The 18,603-nt window shown below is 68.2% G+C and carries 24 protein-coding genes and 1 tRNA gene; 13 read left to right on the plus strand and 12 right to left on the minus strand.

All coding sequences use genetic code 11. The features are described from left to right. Positions 1–162: 162 nt before the first annotated feature. The 4 genes from LHP98_RS07000 to LHP98_RS07015 are packed head-to-tail and all read left to right on the plus strand — an operon-like array spanning position 163 to position 2,790. A complete protein-coding gene (locus LHP98_RS07000) occupies positions 163–834 on the plus strand; it encodes a cell division ATP-binding protein FtsE (protein WP_227251805.1) in 672 nt (223 codons plus the stop codon). Beyond that, on the plus strand, positions 831–1,733 hold the full coding sequence (locus tag LHP98_RS07005) for a cell division protein FtsX (protein ID WP_227251806.1): 903 nt from the start codon (positions 831–833) through the stop codon (positions 1,731–1,733). Before LHP98_RS07000 ends, LHP98_RS07005 begins: the two co-directional genes overlap by 4 nt. Next, positions 1,730–2,458 carry a lysophospholipid acyltransferase family protein gene (locus tag LHP98_RS07010; protein ID WP_227251807.1) on the plus strand — a complete coding sequence of 243 codons (729 nt, stop codon included), beginning with the start codon at positions 1,730–1,732 and terminating at the stop codon, positions 2,456–2,458. Before LHP98_RS07005 ends, LHP98_RS07010 begins: the two co-directional genes overlap by 4 nt. Then, positions 2,458–2,790 carry a TfoX/Sxy family protein gene (locus LHP98_RS07015; RefSeq protein WP_227251808.1) on the plus strand — a complete coding sequence of 111 codons (333 nt, stop codon included), beginning with the start codon at positions 2,458–2,460 and terminating at the stop codon, positions 2,788–2,790. Before LHP98_RS07010 ends, LHP98_RS07015 begins: the two co-directional genes overlap by 1 nt. Here the strand turns inward: LHP98_RS07015 and LHP98_RS07020 are convergent. Genes LHP98_RS07020 through LHP98_RS07030 form a run of 3 tightly spaced genes read right to left on the minus strand, consistent with a single transcriptional unit; the run spans position 2,783 to position 4,541 of the window. Beyond that, positions 2,783–3,274 carry a hypothetical protein gene (locus tag LHP98_RS07020; RefSeq protein ID WP_227251809.1) on the minus strand — a complete coding sequence of 164 codons (492 nt, stop codon included), beginning with the start codon at positions 3,272–3,274 and terminating at the stop codon, positions 2,783–2,785. The genes LHP98_RS07015 and LHP98_RS07020 overlap by 8 nt on opposite strands. Beyond that, on the minus strand, positions 3,271–3,585 hold the full coding sequence (locus LHP98_RS07025) for a DMT family transporter (RefSeq protein ID WP_227251810.1): 315 nt from the start codon (positions 3,583–3,585) through the stop codon (positions 3,271–3,273). Before LHP98_RS07025 ends, LHP98_RS07020 begins: the two co-directional genes overlap by 4 nt. Continuing rightward, positions 3,582–4,541: an acetyl-CoA carboxylase carboxyltransferase subunit alpha gene (locus LHP98_RS07030; RefSeq protein ID WP_227251811.1), complete on the minus strand. Its 960-nt coding sequence runs from the start codon at positions 4,539–4,541 to the stop codon at positions 3,582–3,584. The genes LHP98_RS07025 and LHP98_RS07030 overlap by 4 nt, the downstream gene beginning before the upstream one ends. A gap of 136 nt (positions 4,542–4,677) precedes the next feature. Between LHP98_RS07030 and LHP98_RS07035 the strand changes: the two genes are divergently transcribed. Next, a complete protein-coding gene (locus tag LHP98_RS07035) occupies positions 4,678–5,520 on the plus strand; it encodes an AraC family transcriptional regulator (RefSeq protein WP_227251812.1) in 843 nt (280 codons plus the stop codon). Between the two features lie 91 nt (positions 5,521–5,611). Here LHP98_RS07035 and LHP98_RS07040 read toward each other — a convergent pair. From LHP98_RS07040 to LHP98_RS07055, 4 genes are all read right to left on the minus strand, one after another. Further along, positions 5,612–5,687, minus strand: a tRNA-Thr gene (locus tag LHP98_RS07040). Between the two features lie 99 nt (positions 5,688–5,786). After that, positions 5,787–7,253, minus strand: a complete 1,467-nt coding sequence (locus tag LHP98_RS07045; RefSeq protein WP_227251813.1) for a heme biosynthesis protein HemY — start codon at positions 7,251–7,253, stop codon at positions 5,787–5,789. Between the two features lie 10 nt (positions 7,254–7,263). Then, on the minus strand, positions 7,264–8,280 hold the full coding sequence (locus tag LHP98_RS07050; protein WP_227251814.1) for a COG4223 family protein: 1,017 nt from the start codon (positions 8,278–8,280) through the stop codon (positions 7,264–7,266). Between the two features lie 188 nt (positions 8,281–8,468). Continuing rightward, positions 8,469–9,077: a uroporphyrinogen-III synthase gene (locus LHP98_RS07055; RefSeq protein ID WP_413687547.1), complete on the minus strand. Its 609-nt coding sequence runs from the start codon at positions 9,075–9,077 to the stop codon at positions 8,469–8,471. Between the two features lie 175 nt (positions 9,078–9,252). On the opposite strand from LHP98_RS07055, the gene tsaD reads away from it, so the two are divergent. The 6 genes from tsaD to LHP98_RS07085 all read left to right on the plus strand — a co-directional run bounded on the left by tsaD (position 9,253) and on the right by LHP98_RS07085 (position 13,855). Then, positions 9,253–10,335 carry a tRNA (adenosine(37)-N6)-threonylcarbamoyltransferase complex transferase subunit TsaD gene (gene tsaD, locus LHP98_RS07060; protein ID WP_227251816.1) on the plus strand — a complete coding sequence of 361 codons (1,083 nt, stop codon included), beginning with the start codon at positions 9,253–9,255 and terminating at the stop codon, positions 10,333–10,335. After that, on the plus strand, positions 10,332–11,273 hold the full coding sequence (locus LHP98_RS07065) for an NAD(P)H-dependent glycerol-3-phosphate dehydrogenase (RefSeq protein WP_227251817.1): 942 nt from the start codon (positions 10,332–10,334) through the stop codon (positions 11,271–11,273). Before tsaD ends, LHP98_RS07065 begins: the two co-directional genes overlap by 4 nt. Before the next feature lie 4 nt (positions 11,274–11,277). After that, positions 11,278–11,550, plus strand: coding sequence for a YciI family protein (locus tag LHP98_RS07070; RefSeq protein ID WP_227251818.1), 273 nt, complete (start codon positions 11,278–11,280; stop codon positions 11,548–11,550). Further along, complete coding sequence (locus LHP98_RS07075) at positions 11,547–11,966, plus strand: EVE domain-containing protein (RefSeq protein WP_227251819.1); 420 nt, start codon at positions 11,547–11,549, stop codon at positions 11,964–11,966. Before LHP98_RS07070 ends, LHP98_RS07075 begins: the two co-directional genes overlap by 4 nt. A 160-nt stretch (positions 11,967–12,126) precedes the next feature. Continuing rightward, positions 12,127–12,519 (plus strand): DUF1761 domain-containing protein, encoded by a 393-nt coding sequence (locus tag LHP98_RS07080; RefSeq protein ID WP_227251820.1) that lies wholly within the window; start codon positions 12,127–12,129, stop codon positions 12,517–12,519. 199 nt (positions 12,520–12,718) lie between these two features. Then, on the plus strand, positions 12,719–13,855 hold the full coding sequence (locus LHP98_RS07085; RefSeq protein WP_227251821.1) for a sialidase family protein: 1,137 nt from the start codon (positions 12,719–12,721) through the stop codon (positions 13,853–13,855). Positions 13,856–13,906: 51 nt separating this feature from the next. Here LHP98_RS07085 and LHP98_RS07090 read toward each other — a convergent pair whose 3' ends face one another. Both LHP98_RS07090 and ahcY read right to left on the minus strand, forming a co-directional pair. Next, positions 13,907–14,248 carry a DUF2853 family protein gene (locus LHP98_RS07090; protein ID WP_227251822.1) on the minus strand — a complete coding sequence of 114 codons (342 nt, stop codon included), beginning with the start codon at positions 14,246–14,248 and terminating at the stop codon, positions 13,907–13,909. Between the two features lie 152 nt (positions 14,249–14,400). Then, positions 14,401–15,801 carry an adenosylhomocysteinase gene (ahcY, locus tag LHP98_RS07095; protein WP_227251823.1) on the minus strand — a complete coding sequence of 467 codons (1,401 nt, stop codon included), beginning with the start codon at positions 15,799–15,801 and terminating at the stop codon, positions 14,401–14,403. Positions 15,802–15,877: 76 nt separating this feature from the next. On the opposite strand from ahcY, the gene LHP98_RS07100 reads away from it, so the two are divergent. Continuing rightward, entirely contained in the window at positions 15,878–16,471 is a 594-nt protein-coding gene (locus LHP98_RS07100; RefSeq protein WP_227251824.1) for an HD family hydrolase, read from the plus strand. A 13-nt stretch (positions 16,472–16,484) separates the two neighbouring features. Here the strand turns inward: LHP98_RS07100 and LHP98_RS07105 are convergent, their stop codons facing one another. Further along, on the minus strand, positions 16,485–16,628 hold the full coding sequence (locus LHP98_RS07105) for a hypothetical protein (RefSeq protein ID WP_227251825.1): 144 nt from the start codon (positions 16,626–16,628) through the stop codon (positions 16,485–16,487). Between the two features lie 100 nt (positions 16,629–16,728). Here LHP98_RS07105 and LHP98_RS07110 point away from each other — a divergent pair, with 100 nt between their 5' ends. Continuing rightward, positions 16,729–17,604, plus strand: a complete 876-nt coding sequence (locus LHP98_RS07110) for a LysR family transcriptional regulator (RefSeq protein ID WP_227251826.1) — start codon at positions 16,729–16,731, stop codon at positions 17,602–17,604. A gap of 3 nt (positions 17,605–17,607) precedes the next feature. On the opposite strand, the gene LHP98_RS07115 is transcribed toward LHP98_RS07110, so the two are convergent. Further along, a complete protein-coding gene (locus LHP98_RS07115; protein ID WP_227252075.1) occupies positions 17,608–17,922 on the minus strand; it encodes an H-NS family nucleoid-associated regulatory protein in 315 nt (104 codons plus the stop codon). A gap of 68 nt (positions 17,923–17,990) precedes the next feature. Then, the gene (locus tag LHP98_RS07120; protein ID WP_227251827.1) at positions 17,991–18,545 is read right to left on the minus strand and encodes an ActR/PrrA/RegA family redox response regulator transcription factor; all 555 of its coding nucleotides are present in this window, start codon (positions 18,543–18,545) and stop codon (positions 17,991–17,993) included. Between the last annotated feature and the right edge of the window lie 58 nt (positions 18,546–18,603).

The raw sequence follows: 18,603 nt of genomic DNA on the forward strand, positions 1-18,603 counted from the left end.
AGGACGCTCGGGTCGGGCGTGCAGCCCGAGGCAGCGCCCGGGCGGGACTGGCCCGCCGGCCATCGCGCCCTTGTGCAGGCCCGCGGCGGCGTGCAATTGACAGCACGAAAGCTTCGGGCCAGCGTCGGCGGGGTCTGGGCGCCGGCGCCGGGGAATGCGCGAGTGATTTCGTTCGAGAACGTGGCCTACAACTATGGCGGGGGCGAGCTTCTTTCCGAAGTCTCGCTGCGGCTTGCGGCGGGGTCGTTCCATTTCCTGACCGGCCCGTCCGGCTCGGGGAAGACCACCTTCCTCAAGCTGGCCTATGCCGAGCTGATGCCCACATCGGGCCATGTGACGCTGTTCGACCGCGAGGTCCGGACGCTGACCCGGGACGACATCGCCAACAGTCGCCGCCGCATCGGCGTGGTGCATCAGGACGTGCAGTTCCTGGACCACCTGCCGCTGACGGCCAATGTGCAGCTGCCGCTGACCGTCTCGGGGCGGGCCGGTGATCCGCGCGACCTGACCGACCTGCTGGACTGGGTGGGCCTGGGGCATCTGGCGGACGCCCGCCCGCCGTCGCTGTCGGGGGGAGAGCGGCAGCGGGCCGCGCTGGCGCGGGCCATCATCATGGGGCCGGACGTGGTGCTGGCTGACGAGCCGACCGGCAACGTGGACTGGGAGATGTCGCTGCGGCTGTTGAAGCTGCTGGTCGAGCTGAACCGGATGGGCAAGACGATCCTGGTTGCCACCCACGACCTGAACCTGATCCGGCAGGCGAAATCGCAGGTTTCGGCCCGGGTGCTGCGGATCTCGAAGCGGCGCATCCAGCTGGCGGGGGCCGACCTGTGAAGCTGCCGCTGGCCCTGACCGCCTTCGTCAACCCCGAGCGCAACGCCGACCGCGTGGTGCCGCCTTCAGGCCATACCGCATGGCTGACCACGTTCACCGCCGGCGCGATGACCTTTCTGTGCGTCTTCGCGCTGGCCCTGGCGCTGGCCTCGGGGCGGCTGGCCAATCGCTGGTCGGATGCGCTGGCGCGGACAGCGACGATCCGGCTGGCCGCTCCGCCAGACCAGATGCAGGCCCAGACCGACGCCGTGCTGGCGCTGCTGGCCACCACCCCCGGTGTCGCCAGCGCCCGCGCGCTGACCGACGACGAGCAGCGCGCCCTGCTGGAGCCGTGGTTCGGCCCCGACCTGCCGGTGGAGGCCCTGCCGCTGCCACGCCTGATCGAACTGGTCGAGGCCGAGCCCGGCTATGACGGCGAGGGCCTGCGCCAGCGCCTGGCGGCCGAGGCACCGGGCGCGGTGCTGGATGACCACACCCGCTGGCGCCGCCCCCTGGCCGAGGCGGCGGGGCGGCTGCGCCTGCTGGGCTGGCTGTCGATCGTGCTGATCGGCGCGACCATGGCGGCGATGATCACGCTGGCTGCAAATGCCTCGTTGGCCGCGAATGCCCAGGTGATCCGGGTCTTGCGGCTGGTGGGCGCACGCGATGGCTACATCGCCCGCGCCTTCGTGCGCCGGTTCACCCTGCGGGCGCTGACCGGGGCCGCCGCAGGCGCCTTGGCCGGGCTGATCGGGGTGGCGCTGTTGCCGCGCGCCGATGCCGCCGGAGGGTTCCTGACCGGCCTTGGATTCACCGGCTGGGGCTGGCTTCTTCCCCTTCTTCTGCCGCCGCTGGCCGGGGCCGTGGCCTTTGCCGCCACCCACCGCGCCGCCCACCAGAAACTGAAAGAGCTGCCATGATCGCTGTCCGCTGGGTGCTATCGCTGGTCTTCGTGGTGCAGATGTATCTGGCCCTGGCCGCCATCGCGCTGGCCTTTGCCCCCTGGGCGCTGGTCTCGCGCGAGGGCGCCTTTGCCGCGGCGCATGCCTACTGCCGCTGGGTGCGCTTTACCGCCCGCGTGCTGTGCGGCCTGCGGTCCGAGATCCGCGGCACGCCGCCCACCGGCGAGGTGGTGATCGCCGCCAAGCACCAAAGCTTTTTCGACATCATCATGATCTTTTCCGCCGTTCCCCGTGGCAAGTTCATCATGAAGCGGGAACTGCTTTACGCGCCGTTCCTGGGCCAATACGCCCTGCGCATGGGCTGTGTGCCGGTGGATCGCGGCAAGCGCGGCGCCGCCATCGCCAAGATGAAGGCCGATGTCGAGAGAACATCCGGCCTGCCCGGCCAGCTGATCATCTACCCGCAGGGCACCCGCGTCGCCCCGGGCGCGAAGAAACCCTACAAGGTGGGCACCGGCCTTCTGTACGACCAGCTTGGCCAGCCCTGCGTGCCCGCCGCCACCAATGTCGGCGTGTTCTGGCCCCGCCACGGCATCCTGCGCAAGCCCGGTCTTGCCGTGGTGGAATTCCTGCCCGCCATCGAGCCGGGCCTGCGCGTGCCCGAATTCATGCGGCGGATCGAGACCGAGATCGAGACCGCCTCGAACCGGCTGATGGCCGAGGCCGGGTTCCGGGCGCCCTGATGGCCACCCGCGCCGAAACCATCGACCACCTGCTCGACCTGTTGTCGGACCTGCCGCTTTCGTCGCGCAAGATGTTCGGCGAATACGCGCTGTATCTGGAGGACAAGGTGGTGGCGCTGGTCTGCGACGACCAGCTGTTCCTGAAACCCACCGCCGGGGCACTTGCTGCCCTGCCGGGCTGCGCCACCGGCCATCCCTATCCGGGTGCGAAGCAGCACCTTCTGGTCACCGATGCGCTGGACGACCCGGACCGCGTGAGCCGCGCCTTGCGTGCCATTGCCGCCGACCTGCCGCCGCCAAAACCGAAGCGGCCGAAAAGGCCGGTCAGCTGAGCGGGCAGTCGGTCACGTCAAGGTCGACCGCCAGCCGCGCCGAAGGCCCGTAGTCGCGGCCCGAGACGTTGATGTAAAGCGCGCCTCTGTCGGTGAAGATGTCGGCGTCCGTCACGGGCATGGTGGTGAACGCCTTGTCCACCTTCCAGCCGGAAAACAGCGCGCAATCGGTTTCAAAGCGCAGCACATAGCCGTTGAACCCGGCGGTGAAGAACTGCCCCATCCCTTTGGGATAGGTCATCTCAACCCGCGACGGCCCGATCTCGACCGTCACCGGCACCACGTCCAGCCCGCCGGTCAGGCCCTCTGGCCCAAGCCCAAACTCGATCCCGGCGCCGACCGTGACCGTGCGCCCCCGGGCCTGCAGGAAGGGTGCCGCCGGATCGTCCCAGGTCATCACGGTAAAGGTGACCAGCCGGCCCTCAAGCGTGCCGGCCCCTGCCGGCAGCGCCAGCAGCGCCGCCAGAACCGCGGCCCTGATCATGCGAATTTCAGCGCCACGATCCCGGCCAGGATCAGCCCGATCCCGGCCACCCGCAGCGCGTTCACCGGTTCCTGGAACAGGAACACCGCCGCCACCGCCGTGCCGACCGCGCCGATGCCCACCCAGACGGCATAGGCCGTGCCCACCGGCAGGGTCCGCATGGCGATGCTCAGCAGCCAGAACGAGGCCACTGCCATGACCAGCGTGGCGACCGAGGGCCAGAGCCTGGAGAACCCGTCGGAATATTTCAGCCCCAGCGCCCAGCCGGTCTCCATCAGCCCGGCGATGGCGACGATGGCCCAGGGGTTCACGCCGCCAGGCCCTTCGACCCCATGCTCAGGAACTTTTTCCGCCGGTCCGCGATCAGTTCGGCCGGGGTCTTGGCTGTCAGATCAGCCAGCATGGCCGCAATCGCCTTGCCGACCGATTCAACCGCATCCTTGGGAGACCGTTGCGCGCCGCCCACCGGCTCGGGCACCACCTTGTCGATGATCCCCAGCTTGGCCAGATCCTGCGCCGTCAGCCGCAGGGCCTCGGCCGCCTCGCGCATCTTCTCGGCGTCCTTCCACAGGATCGAGGCGCAGCCTTCCGGGCTGATGACGGAATAGATCGAATGCTCCAGCATCGCCACGCGGTTGGCCGTGGCGAAGGCCACCGCCCCGCCCGAGCCGCCCTCGCCGATCACCACGGCGATCAGCGGCACGCCCAGGGTCAGGCACTTTTCGGTCGAGCGCGCGATGGCTTCGGCCTGGCCGCGTTCTTCCGCGCCCTTGCCGGGATAGGCGCCGGGGGTGTCGACCAGGGTGATCACCGGCAGCCGGAAGCGGTCGGCCAGGTCCATCAGGCGAATGGCCTTGCGATAGCCCTCGGGCCGCGCCATGCCGAAGTTGCGCTCGATCCGGCTTTTGGTGTCGTTGCCCTTTTCGTGGCCGATCACCACCACCGGGCGATCCTCGAACCGCGCGAGGCCGCCCATCACCGAATGGTCATCGGCAAAGGCGCGGTCGCCGGCCAGCGTGGTGAATTCGGTGAACAGCCCGTCGATGTAGTCCTTGCAGTGCGGCCGGTCCGGGTGCCGCGCGACCTGGCATTTCTGCCAGGCGGTCAGGCTCTTGTAGAGGTCGCGCAGCGCTTGCTCCGCCTTGCGGTCCAGACCCTCCGCCTCTTTCGAGACATCCATTCCCGGCGAGGTCCGCGCCATCGCCCGCAGTTCTTCGGCCTTGCCCTCGATCTCGGCGAGGGGCTTCTCGAAGTCGAGATAGATCATCACGCATCCTCGTCCGGACAGGGTTCCTATATGGCCGCCGGCCGAACAAAGTGCAACTCGGCAAGATTTGCGGATGGGCCCCGTGCGACGTTCTGCGCGGAGGCCCCGCGACGCCCTCCGAAAGGACCGAAGAGCGATGAAGACTCCACAGGAAAAGCGCATTCTCAGGGTGCTGGACTACATCCACGCCAATCCGGCGGCCGATCTGTCGCTGGACGCGCTGGCCGATGTTGCCGCGATGAGCCGGTTCCACTGGCACCGCGTGTTCCGCGCGCTGACCGGCGAAACGGCGGCCCAGGCGGTGCGCCGGCTGCGGATGTTCCACGCCTCGGCGGCCCTGGTGCAGACTGACCAGCCGGTGGCGCAGATTGCGCGCGATGTGGGCTACGACAGCCTCGCCAGCTTTACCCGGGCCTTCAGCGAAAGCTTCGGAATGACGCCGCGGGCCTTCCGCAACCGGGGCGAACTGCGCCCCTTTACCCCCCTGACCATACCGGAGATCCTGATCATGTTTCCTGTCGAGATCCGTTCCGAGCCGGCCCGCAAGCTGGCCGCCCTGCCGCACAGCGGCCCCTACCACGCCATCGGCCACGCCTTCGAAAGGCTTTCGGCCCTGATGGCGACGCGCAAGTTGTTCCCTTACGTCGGCGCCATGATCGCCGTCTATTACGACGACCCCTCGGCCACCCCGTCCGACAAGCTGCGCAGCCATGCCGGCTTTGAGCTGTCGCCGCAGGCCCCCCGGATGGCCGCGCCGATCGAGACCGTCAACCTGCCCGCCGGCCGACGCGCCGTGTTGACACACACTGGCCCCTATGCCGGGCTGCAGGCCGGCTATGACCAGCTCTATTCGATCTGGTTGCCGAAATCGGGCGAGGAACCTGCTGACGTGCCGCCGTTCGAGGTCTATCTCAACTCGCCTGTGGACACGCCGCCCGACAAGCTGGTCACCGAAATCTGCCTGCCGCTGAAGGGCTGACGGCGACCGACGAGCGGACAGCAGAGCAGAACCCTGCCGACCGATGGCGCGGGGTTCTGCCGACGGCCTGATCTCTTGCCAAGAACGGAATTGGTGCCGCTGAAGGGACTCGAACCCCCGACCCCATCATTACGAATGACGTGCTCTACCAGCTGAGCTACAGCGGCAACCTTCTTCGGCAAGCCCCTACTATGGCCCGTTCGGATATGCAAGTCGCCGCAAGACCCGGTCCGGGACGGGCGCGCGGGCTTGCCTCTGGCCCGCCTTCACGACGGACTTCGGGTGATGTCCTCTGGCCGGATCTCGACGACTTCCTCGGCAATGCCTGGCAGCAGCGCCGTTGGTGCTCGCTGCGGGGCCCCGGTCAGGATCGGAGAGATGTCGGCAACCACGGCGGTATGCGACTGCCGCGAGGCGACCGGCTCGCGCCAGGTCAGCGTATCGAAGCTGCCGCAGGACCGGCAGACCGGGTTCCATTCGGCCTGGACGGCTTCGCACTTGTCGCAGCACCACTGCGGCCCGCGCGAGGCGGTCAGCGCCCGGGCCAGAATCGCCCGCACCTCGGCGTCGTCGGTGCCCAGGCCGCGTTCCGCCGCAGCCAGGATCGCCAGCGTGCGCTGGGTCGGATGCTTTTCGGCCAGGCTGCCCAGAATGCGGCGGGCGCCCCGGAAATCTTCGTTCAACAGCATCAGTTCGGCCTGCAGAAGGCGGGTTTCCTCGTCGCTGGTACGGGTGGTGAGCAGCGGCTTGAACCGGCGCAGGCGGGCCGAGGCGGATTCGTTGGGCTCGATGGCGGCGAAGGCGGCGGCCAGATCGGGGTGCGGACGGGCCTCCCAGGCCTTTTTCAGCACCCGCATCGCGTTCTTCTTGTCGCCCTTCTCGACCAGCGCCCGCGAAGCGATGACGGCGGCCGGGATCAGGTCGGGCGACATCTTGTTGGCCTCGATCGCGGCCTCGCGGGCCTCGATCGTGCTGCCCTCGTCCAGCACGGTCTTGGCCTCTTGCAGCGCCAGGAGCGCGTCGCGCCGGCGATAGACGCTGCGCGGCAGTTCACCCGTGCGCAGCTTTTCGTTCAGCGTGGCGCGCGCACCTTTCCAGTCGGCCGTGTCGGTCTGCAGCTTCAGCAGCACGTCCTGTGTCTCGCTGTGCCTTGGACGCAGCGCCAGCGCCTTTTCGGCCAGCTTCAGCGCGGTGGCGGTGTCGCCGGTGGCCAGCTTCTGCCGCATCAGGCCACGGATCGCCACGAAGCGGGTCTTGTCCGAGGCCAGCATCGACTTGTAGGCCGACATCGCCGTCTTGCCGTCACCCGCGGCCTCGGCCGCCTGAGCGGTGAGAAGCGTGGTCAGTTCCGGCTTCTTCAACAGCTTTTCCGCCGTCCGCGCCCGGCTGAGCGCCAGGTTCGCCTCGCCCGATGCCAGCGCCACCATGCCCTCGCTCAGGGCGGTGAAGCCGCGCCGTTCGCGGTTGCGGTCGAAGTAGCGGGTGATTGCCGTCTCATCGCCGTTCAGAAAACGGAACACCGCGACCAGCAGGCCCAGCAGGCGAAGGAAGAGCCAGATCCCCAGCACCAGCCCCACGGCGGCGATTGCCGCCTGCAGCGGGCCCAGGGTGAATTCCTGTCCGAAGACCCAGATGCGGACTTCGCCGCTGCTTTCCAGCAGGGTTTCGGCCAGGATCGCAAGCCCCGCAATCGCGGCGAGGAAGATGACAACCTTGGTAAGAGACCAGAGCATCTGCTTCTCCTCAGGGCGTTTTCAGGGTTGCCAGAGCGTCTGTCGCGGCAAGGTGGTCCTTGGCCAGCGTCATCCAGTCGGCCAAGGCGGCCTGGCCTTCGGGCGGCAGGCCGGTCAGTTCGGTCAGAGCATCGGTCACCCGGCCCTCGCGCAGCGCGGCCTCGGCGCGCGACAGCACGGCGTCGGGGTCGCTGCCTTCGCGCGGGGTCAGCGAGCGGGCGCCGGTCTGCACCCGCAGGAAGGACCACAGGCGGTCGCCCATGCCACCGCCGCCGCCCTGCGCCCGCAACGAGGCATCCAGGGCCGCGCGGGCCGGTTCGGCAAAGGCGTCGGTCAGCCGGGCCAACGTCGGCATGCCGGCGTCGGCGTATTTCTTGACGATCTCGGGCACCGCGACATCGCCCAGCGCCGCCAGTTCGGCGGCATAGGGCGCCCCGCTTTCGGCCGCCTGGTGCAACGCCGCCAGCGTCGCCGCGCGCTTGACGGCGGCTTCGGCCGCGGCCTCTTCGGCCCGCACGCGTTCCATGTTGGCCGATTCCCAGGCCGCCATCTCGTCGCGGGCGATCTGGCGCAGGGTTTCGGGGTCGCTGGTTTCGACCGGCGCGGCCTTGAGCGTGGCCAGGTCTGCCTTCACCGTCTCGACCGCGGCGGTCAGCGCCGCGAGGCCGGCCTGCGACACCGACCCGTCCGAACTTTGCGTGGCCGCCGAGGCCAGCGCGGTGTCGAGCGCGTCGATGCGCGCGCTCAGCGCCGTCATCTGGTCGGGCAAGCCGGTCAGGCCGGCAAGCGCCGCCGTGGTGCGCGCGTCAAGGTCCGCCGTTGCCGTCGCCACCTCGGTCCGGGCGGCGGCAAGGGCGCCGTCCAGCGCGGCGGTGCGATCCGTCAGGTCGGTGCGCAGGGTGACGATGTCCGTGGCAAGGGTGCCGATCTGCTGCTTCAGCGCCTCGTCATCCGCCGCGGGCCGCAGTTTCAGCAGGTCGAAGTGCGACAGGCCAAAGCCCAGCCCGGCAGCCAGAGCGCCGCCCAAAAGAGGTGCGATAAATCCAGCTTTTCTTGGCGGCGGTGTCGGTCGCTGTTTGCGGGGAATCGGCTCCGGCTTGCGCTCTGGTTCTGGCGCAGACTCGGGGCCGGAGTCCGGGATCGTGAGATCATCGTTGGGCATTTGCATCCCCGGATTTGGCTGGCCCTTAGACTAACCGCTTGCCGCAGGAAGCTTCAAGGCACGCCGAGCGAGATCGCGCGGGAGATTGCTGCAATCATGGCGGGCGCGTCGGGCCGCTCGGCCACCACCGCAAGGCGGGCCAGATCGGGCGGCAGGGCGGCCGCGACATTGCCGCTCATCGCCACCGGCAAAAGCGTGGCAGATCGCGTTTCAGGCAATGCCTGCACGAACAAACGGGCTGTTCGCGGCGAAAACAGCGGCACGACGACCGGCCCCGGAGCGGCGATCACGGCCATCGCTTCGGCGGTTGGAAGACACTCTTTCTGCGCGTAGACCACGGCTTCGGCGACCTGCCGGCCCGGCAGCAGCGACAACAAGTCGCCGGCCCGATCCTGACCTCGAAGCCAGAGAAGCGGACCTTCGTCGGGCCGCGAGAGAATCAGTGCCGCCAGATTCTCGACCGCCCCGCCGGCCGAGATGGCGTCGAAACCGCTTGCCCGGGCCACCTCGGCGGTGCGGTCGCCGACGCAAAAGGCGCGGCCGGGCAGCGGCTGGCCGGCGTCGCGCAGCCGTGCGGCCGCCCGCACACCGGTTTCCGACGACAGGATGACGGCCCCGAAAGGGCCGGCCGGAAGGTCGGGGGTCAGCAGCACCTCGGCCATCAGCGGCGTCTTCAGCGCGGTCACCGCAGCACCGAACGCGGCGCAGAGGTCTTCGGCAAAGCGGCTGGCTTGCGGCTCGGGTCGGGTGATCAGCACGGGAACGGCAGTCGGGATTGCGGATTGTCTGGTCATGGGCGCGATGCTACCTGCGGGGCGCAGGGGGCTACAAGCTGCGATGGGCAAGGCGCTGACATTCCTGGGGATCGAATCCAGCTGCGATGACACCGCAGCGGCGGTCGTGCGGCTGGCGCCGGATGGCAGCGGGGCGATCCTGTCTTCGGTGGTCGAGGGCCAGGCGGCGCTGCATGCCCCCTTTGGCGGCGTGGTGCCCGAGATCGCCGCGCGCGCCCATGCCGAGAAGCTGGACCATGCGATCGAGGCGGCGCTTTCTGCGGCCCTGGTGACGCTGTCCGATCTGGACGGCATCGCCGTGACCGCCGGGCCGGGGCTGATCGGGGGGATTCTCTCGGGGCTGATGCTGGCCAAGGGGCTGTGCGCGGCGACCGGGTTGCCGATGGTGGGGGTGAACCATCTGGCCGGCCATGCGCTGACGCCGCGGCTGACCGACGGGATCGGGTTTCCCTATCTGATGCTGCTGGTCTCGGGCGGGCATTGCCAGTTTCTGATGGTGCGCGGGCCGGAAGAGTTTCACCGGCTGGGCAGCACCATCGACGATGCCCCGGGCGAGGCCTTTGACAAGGTGGCCAAGCTCATGGGCCTGCCGCAACCGGGCGGGCCGGCGGTCGAGGCCGAGGCGGCGGCGGGCGATCCGCTGCGGTTCCGGTTGCCGCGGCCGCTGCTGGACCGGCCGGGGTGCGACCTGTCGTTCAGCGGGCTGAAGACGGCGGTGCTGCGGGCGCGTGACGAGGTGGTGGCGGCAAAGGGCGGGCTGACGGTGCAGGACCGGCGCGATCTGTGCGCCGGGTTCCAGGCGGCGGTGGCCGATGTGCTGGCCGAGAAGACCGGGCGCGCGCTGGCGCTGTGCCCGGTGCCGGTGATCGCGGTGGCCGGGGGCGTGGCGGCGAACGGGATGATCCGGGCGCGGCTGGAAGCCGTGGCCCGTGCGGCGGGGGTGCAGTTCCTGGCGCCGCCGCTGAAGCTGTGCACAGACAATGCGGCGATGATCGCCTGGGCGGGGATCGAGCGGTTCCGGCTGGGCCATTGCGACGGGCCGGAGTTGGCGGCGCGGTCGCGCTGGCCGCTGGATGCGACGGCGGTGCCCCTGATCGGGTCGGGCAAGCGGGGGGCGAAGGCATGATCGCGATTGCGGGCGGGGGCGCCTTCGGCACGGCGCTGGCGGTGGCCTTTGCCGCCGACGGGCGGCGGGTGCGGCTGTGGGGCCGCGACCCCAGGCTGGCGGCGCTGCGGGAAAGCCCCAAGCTGCCGGGCGTGGCGCTGCCGGCGACGGTGGATGTGGTCGAAAGCGTCTCTGACCTGGCGGAAAACGGGCCGGTGCTGCTGGCAATGCCGATGCAGGCGCTGCGCGATTTCCTGGGGTCCGACGGGCAACCGCTGCTGGGCGAAGACCTGGTCGCCTGCTGCAAGGGCATCGACCTGGCCACCCTGCAAGGCCCGGCCGACGTGATCGCGGCGGCGGGCGCGCGGGCGGCAATGGCGGTGCTGACCGGGCCGAGCTTTGCCGCTGACATTGCGCGCGGGCTGCCGACGGCGCTGACGCTGGCTTGCGCCGGACCGCAGGCCGAGGCGTTGCAGGCGGCGCTGTCCACCGCAACGCTGCGGATCTACCGCACCGACGATGTGGTCGGGGCCGAACTGGGCGGAGCCTTGAAGAACGTCGTCGCCATCGGCGCCGGGGTGGTGATCGGCGCCGGCCTGGGTGACAGCGCGCGGGCGGCCCTGGTGACGCGCGGCTATGCCGAGATGGGGCGGTTCGCCCTGGCGCTGGGGGCGCGGGCCGAAACGCTGGCAGGGCTGTCGGGCTTGGGCGATCTTCTGTTGACCTGCACCAGCGCGCAGTCGCGGAATTTTGCCCACGGGCTGGCGCTGGGGGCCGGCAAGGTTCCGCCGCAGGCGACGGTCGAGGGAATCGCCACCGCGCGGGCGGTGGGTCGGCTGGCGGCCGAGCGGGGGGTGGATATGCCGGTCGCGGCCATGGTGGCGCGACTGGTGGCAGGTGAAATCGGGGTGGGCGAGGCCGTGAAGGCGCTGATGACCCGCCCGTTGAAACAGGAGTAAGACCATGCACGTGGCACTGATCTGCATCGACAAACCGGGGCAGCTGGAACTGCGCAAAGCCAAGCGCGAGGCGCATCTGGCCTATATCGAGGCCAGCGGCGTGGTCGAGATGGCGGGGCCGTTCCTGTCGCCCTCGGGCGAGATGGTGGGATCACTGGTGATTCTCGACGTGGCGCGGCTGAGCGACGGTGAAGACTGGGCGGAGGCCGACCCCTATGCGATGGCGGGGCTGTTCGAGAGCGTCGAGATCCGGGAGTGGAAGAAGGTGATCGGATGAACTTCTGGCTGTTCAAGTCCGAGCCGGACGTCTGGGGCTGGGACCATCAGGTCGCCCGCGGCGATGCGGGCGAGGAATGGCACGGGGTGCGCAACTATCAGGCCCGCAACAACATGCGGGCGATGCGGCTGGGGGACCTTGGGTTCTTCTACCACTCGAACGTCGGCAAAGAGATCGTCGGCATCGTCGAGGTCTGCCGCGAAAGCGCGCCGGACAGCACCACCGACGACCCGCGCTGGGATTGCGTCTGGGTGCGGGCGGTGCGGCCGTTGCAGCGGGCGATCAGCCTTGAGGACTGCAAGGTGACGCCGGGGCTGGAAGGGATGGTGCTGGTCAACAACACCCGGCTTTCGGTACAGCCGGTCAGCGCGGCGGAATGGGACATCATCTGCAGGCTTGGCGGCCTGGACGCCTGAATACCAGGCCGCAGGAGACCCGGGAAGGGGCCTCGGCAGGACCGGCCGCCGGTTGTCGTTCCTGTTTCGTTGACGCTTTGCCCCAGATCGCCGAAAAAGAAATATCCTGCCCCCATGATTTGCGGCAAACTCGCCGCAAAGGATTTCAGGGAGAGCCGGAATGGAGTTTCTCAGCGTCCTGGCCGCCGCTGCCGCGGCCTTCGCCTTTGGCGCAGTCTGGTACATGTCGATGTCGCGGGCCTGGATCGCGGCGGCGGAAATCCCCGTCGGACCGGATGGCAAGCCACAGGGCGGCGGCGCGATGCCCTTCGTGGTGGGCATCCTGGCGATGATCCTGGTGGCGGGGATGATGCGGCACAGCTTCGTGACGTCGGGTGTCACCTCGGTCGGCGGCGGCGCGGTGGCGGGCCTGGGGATCGGCGCCTTCCTGATCACGCCCTGGGTGGCGATGAACTATGCCTTTTCGATGCGGAAGCCGGGGCTGACGGTGATTGACGGAGTCAACAGCGTGATCGGCTGCACCCTGATGGGCGCCGTGCTGAACCTGTTCTGAAGCCGGAAAACAAAATGGAGGGTCCCGCACCCCTACGGGACCCTCCATCCACCCCACGTGCTCCCCTAGCACCGCACGTGTTCTGATAAGGGTCCCGGGCGCTTCTGCCCTGACGAGAGAAGACATAGCCGACTGCGCGGTTCACCGCAAAGCCGAAGCCCGAAGAACTTGAGCCAAATGCAAGGAGAGGAGGCGCCAGATGGTGGCGACGACGGTTTTGCTGGGAACCACGAAGGGCACCTTCCTGCTGGTGCAAGAGGCCGGGCGCTGGCGCGCACGCGGGCCGTTCTGCGACGGCTGGCCGATCAACCATGTGATCGGCGACCCGCAGACCGGCACGATCTGGGCCGGCGGCGGCAACGACTGGACCGGCGCGGGGGTCTGGCGGTCCGGCGACGGCGGCGAAAGCTGGACGCTGGCGCAGCTGTCGAATGGAAAATTCGACGAGTTCCTGACCAACGATCCGTCCTTCATCGAATTCGTCGGCCATGGGCCGAATCCCCCTGCCCCGTTCACCGGCTCGGTCGAATCTGTCTGGTCCTTGCACCATGCCGGCAAGCGGCTGCTGGCCGGGGTGAAACCGGCGCAGCTTTACGCCAGCGACGACGGCGGCGCCGGCTGGACCCGGCTGGACGGGTTGAACGACCACCCCAGCGCGCCCGAGTGGCAACCGGGTGCGGCGGGACTGGTGCTGCATTCCATCGTCAGCGACCCCGGGAACCCGGCGCATCTGTGGCTGGGCATCTCTGCCGCGGGAGTGTTTGCCAGCGAGGACGGCGGGGCGACCTGGGAGAGGCGGAACCGGCTGTCGAATGCGGCGGCGCATCACGGCCATGACCACCCGGCGGCCCCGCAAGGGCACGAGATCGGCCATTGCGTGCACAACCTGGGCCGCGGGTCGGGGGGTCGGCTGTACCAGCAGAACCACCATGGGGTGTTCCGCAGCCCGGACGGCGGGCGCAACTGGGATGACATCACGGAAGGCCTGCCCTCGACGTTTGGCTTTCCCGTCGCGGTGCATCCGACCGACCCCGAGACACTGTGGGTGATCCCGCTGAACGGCGACATGGCGGGCCGGTTCCCGCCCGATGCGGCGGCCGCGGTCTGGCGGTCGCGCGATGGCGGTGCAAGCTGGCAGGCCTGCCGCAACGGCCTGCCGCAGGAGGGCTGCTTTTTCACCGTGCTGCGGCAGGGCATGGCGGTGGCCCCGGATGCCGGGCTGTTCTTCGGCACCAACAGCGGGTCGGTCTTTCACAGCGCCGATGAGGGCGAGACCTGGCACGAGATCGCGCGGCACCTGCCCACGGTGCTGGCGGTCGAGGTGATGCAGGCATGAGAAAGCCCGCGCCGCAGCCCGGCGCGGGCGTCTGAAAGGCCGGAGCGGCGCTTACTTGTAGGCGGCTTCGCGGCCGAAATGCTTGACCAGCATGTAGTAGAACACGGCGCGGAACTTGCTGCGTTCCGACTTGCCGTAGGTCTCGATGGCGGCGTTGATGCCTTCCATCAGCGCGGGGCCGTCCTTGAGGCCCAGCTTCTTGATCAGGAAGTTGGTCTTGATGCGCTCAAGCTCATCCTTGTCGGAGGCGGCGACGGTGGACGCGTCGTTGTCATAGATCGACGGGCCGCAGCCGATGGTGACCTTGGTCAGAAGGCCCATGTCGGGCGTCATTTTGCATTTGTTCGTAAGGTCGTCGGCGTATCTGGCGATCAGTTCGTCGCGCTTGCCCATGTTTTTCCCTCGTTCCTTGTCACAGATCCCCCACCCGGCGGAGGGACGCCCGGCAGCTTAGGACATGAGCGTCGTCTGGCAATGGGGAAAATCCTTCGGCCCGCGTCAGGGCAGACGCGGACCGAAGCGAAGCATTTGCGCCAGGCGGGCGGTCAGTAGCGATAGTGATCGCTTTTGAACGGGCCGTCGACGGCGACGCCGATGTAATCGGCCTGGTCCTTGCGCAGCTCGGTCAGCTTGACGCCGATCTTCTTGAGGTGCAGTCGGGCGACCTTTTCATCCAGCGCCTTGGGCAGGATGTAGACGCCGGGGGCGTAGTCCTTGCCCTTGGTGAAAAGCTCGATCTGGGCCAGCACCTGGTTGGTGAACGAGGCGCTCATCACGAAGGACGGGTGGCCGGTGGCGTTGCCGAGGTTCAGGAGGCGGCCTTCGGACAACAGGATGATGCGGGCGCCCGAGGGCATCTCGATCATGTCCACCTGGTCCTTGATGTTGGTCCACTTGTGGTTCTTAAGCGCGGCGACCTGGATCTCGTTGTCGAAGTGGCCGATGTTGCCGACGATGGCCATGTCCTTCATCGCGCGCATATGCTCGATGCGGATCACGTCCTTGTTGCCGGTGGTGGTGATGAAGATGTCGGCGCTGGCGACTTCGTCTTCCAGAAGGGTGACCTCGTAGCCGTCCATCGCGGCCTGCAGGGCGCAGATCGGGTCGACTTCGGTGACCTTCACGCGGGCGCCGGCGCCGCGGAGGCTGGCGGCGCTGCCCTTGCCCACGTCGCCATAGCCGCAAACCACGGCAACCTTGCCGGCCATCATCGTGTCGGTGGCGCGGCGGATGCCGTCGACCAGCGATTCCTTGCAGCCGTACTTGTTGTCGAACTTCGACTTGGTGACGCTGTCGTTGACGTTGATCGCCGGGAAGGGCAGCAGCCCGCGCTTGTGCAGGTCATAGAGGCGGTGGACGCCGGTGGTGGTTTCCTCGGAGACGCCCCTGATCTCGGCGCGCTGTTTGGTGAACCAGCCGGGGCTGGCGGCAAGGCGCTTGCGGATCTGGTTGAACAGGCAAACCTCTTCGTCGCTGGTCGGCACGGCGATCAGATCGGTCTCGCCGGCTTCGACGCGGGCGCCGAGCAGGATGTAGAGGGTGGCGTCGCCGCCGTCGTCGAGGATCATGTTGCAGGTGCCACCTTCGCCGCCGAACTGGAAGATGCGGTCGGTGTAGTCCCAGTATTGCTCAAGCGACTCGCCCTTGATGGCGAAGACCGGGGTGCCAGTGGCGGCGATGGCGGCGGCGGCGTGGTCCTGGGTCGAGAAGATGTTGCACGAGGCCCAGCGCACGTCGGCGCCCAGCGCCTTGAGGGTTTCGATCAGGACGGCGGTCTGGATCGTCATGTGGAGCGAGCCGGAGATGCGGGCGCCCTTCAGCGGCTTCGAGGCGCCGAATTCTTCACGGCAGGCCATCAGGCCCGGCATCTCGGTCTCGGCAATGGTCAGTTCCTTGCGGCCGAACTCCGCAAGGGCAATGTCTTTGACGATGTAATCCGCAGCCATCCCGGCGCACTCCTTGATCCCTTGATGGCGGGGCAGATAGCATCGAAGCGGCGGCGAGACAACTGAGGGGACGGGGATGAAACAGCCGCGGGCGTGGCAGAGGATGCTGTCGGGGCGGCGGCTGGACCTCTTGGACCCCACGCCGATGGACATCGAGGTCGAGGACATCGCGCATGGGCTGGCGTTCGTGGCGCGCTGGAACGGGCAGACTCGGGGCGACTGGCCCTATTCTGTCGCCGAGCATTCGCTGCTGGTGGAGGAGATCTTTGCCCGGGCCAACGCCGGGGTGCCGGCGAAGTGGCGGCTGGCGGCGCTGCTGCATGATGCGCCGGAATACGTGATCGGCGACATGATCAGCCCGGTAAAGGCGGCGGTGGGGCCGGGATACGGCGCGCTGGACGAACGGCTGACGGCGGCGGTGCACCTGCGGTTCGGGCTGCCGGCGGTGCTGCCGGTGCCGATCAAGAAGCAGATCAAGGCGGCGGACAAGGTCAGCGCCTGGCTGGAGGCGGTGCAGATCGCGGGATTTTCGATCCCCGAGGCGGACCGGTTCTTTGGCAAGCCGGAAGCAGGGACCGTGCGGGGGCTGGAGATTCGGCTGCGTCCGCCCGCGGTGGTGCGGGCGGAGTATGTGCAGCGTCATGCAGACCTGCTGGCGGCCTGCGGGTAAGCGACCGGGCCGGTCAGTCCCGCCCGCCGATCGAGGCCATCCAGCGGCGCATCGTTTCGCGGTCGCGTTCCGGGTCGGCCCGGCGGGCCGGTTCATCAGGCCGCAACGGAACTCCGCGGGCGGCGATGAGCAGGGCATCTGCGAAAATGCTTAACATGTCCTTCTCCTTTGGGTGCCGGTTTCTGAGGCTGTTTCTAGCCGAAGGATGGCATCTTGCCCAATCAGCAATTCTTCCATAATGTTAGACAGGCTATCATATGAGCATCACCTGGTCCCGCCTTCCGTCGCTGTCCGCTCTGCGCGCCTTTCACGCGGTGGCAGAGGGTGGCGGCTATTCGCAGGCCGCCCGGGCGCTGAACGTGACCCATGCTGCGGTGGCCCAACAGGTGCGGTCGCTGGAAAAGCTGCTGGGCCTGGCGCTGGTGCTGCGGCAGGGGCGCGGCATGGCGCTGACGGCCGAAGGGGCCGATCTGGCGCGGGCGCTGTCCGAGGGGTTCGGCACAATCCAGGCCGGGGTCGAGGCGCTGCGGGCAGGCGGCGCGGCGCGGCCGGTGCGGATCACGCTGACGCCCAGCTTTGCGACGCAATGGCTGATGCCGCGGCTCAAGGAGTTCTGGGACCGGCACCCCGACATTGCGCTGTCGCTGCATCCGGACGCGCGGGTGTCGGACCTGCGGCGCGACGGAATGGATATCGGCCTGCGCTATGGCAACGGCAATTGGCCGGGGGTCGAGGCCAGATTCCTGGCCCCGGCGCGGATGGCGGTGGCCTGCGCGCCGGAATTGCTGGCGGGCCGCAAGACCCTGACCGCGGCCGAGATGCAGGGGATGGACTGGTTGCTGACCCGGGATTGGCCCGAGCAGGAGAATTACCTGGCAAGCCTGGGCCTGGAACCGGCGACGCTGAGCCGCAGCGAGTTTCCCGGCGAGGAATTGTCGCTGGCGGCGGCGCGGCAGGGGCTGGGGCTGATCGTCGAAAGCCTGGCGCTGATGGAGGAAGATATCCGCGAGGGCCGGCTGGTGCTGATCCACGACAGCCGGGCGCAATTGCCGGCGTATTTCGTGGTCACAACGCCCGGGCCGCAAAGGGCAGCGACCCGGGCATTTCTCAAATGGCTGTTCCTGTCGGCCTGACGATCAGACCGCCATATCCTCGGGCTTCTTGCCCTTGGCCAGCGCCTCGGAGAACCAGCGCGGCTTGCGGCCACGGCCGGTCCAGGTGTCAGACCTGTTGGCCGGATTGGCATATTTCGCCGCCGAGGGCGTCCGCTTGCGCGTGGCCGGAGCGCCGGTCAATTCTTCCAGGGAGAAGCCCATTTCACGGGCCTTTTCCTGCAACTCGGCCAGGGCCTGCTTCTTCTTGCGGTCTTCGAACGACGCAACGGCTTTCGCCACTTGCGATTGCAAATCCTTCAACTCTTTCAGCGACAGGGAGTTGAGGTTGATGTCCATGCCTTGGCTTCCTCTGCTTGGTTTGCAGAGGTGATAATCCAATCGCCGAATAGGCGCAATGGAAATACCTATTTCGGGCTGCGCTTGGCAAGAATGCGCTGCAACGTGCGGCGGTGCATGTTCAGACGGCGCGCGGTTTCCGAAACGTTGCGGTCGCACATTTCATAGACGCGCTGGATGTGTTCCCAACGCACGCGGTCGGCCGACATCGGGTTTTCCGGTGGCGGCGGCAGGGTTTCGCCGCGCGCAAGCAATGCATTCATCACGTCATTCGCATCGGCGGGTTTCGACAGATAGTCGATGGCACCGATCTTGACGGCCGCAACGGCGGTGGCAATGGCGCCATAGCCGGTCAGCACGACGATGCGGCAATCGGGGCGCCGCTCGCGCAGGGTTTCCACCACGTCAAGGCCGTTGCCGTCTTCCAGCCGCAGGTCGACCACGGCATAGGCCGGCGGGCGGGATTGGGCGATCAGCTTGCCGGCGGCGACGCTTTCCGCCGTCTCGGTCAGGAAGCCGCGCTTCTCCATCGCCTTGGCCAGTCGCTTGACGAAGGGTTCGTCGTCATCGACCAGGAGCAGGGTCCGGTCGGCGCCCAGGTCGGCTTGCAGGTCTTCGGCCATCGGCGCGGTTCCTTTGCTATTCCGCATCAAGCGTAAAGATATTATTGAGACTGGTCAA

The sequence above is a fragment of the Rhodobacter sp. Har01 genome (genome assembly GCF_020564565.1).
GTDB lineage: Bacteria > Pseudomonadota > Alphaproteobacteria > Rhodobacterales > Rhodobacteraceae > Pseudogemmobacter.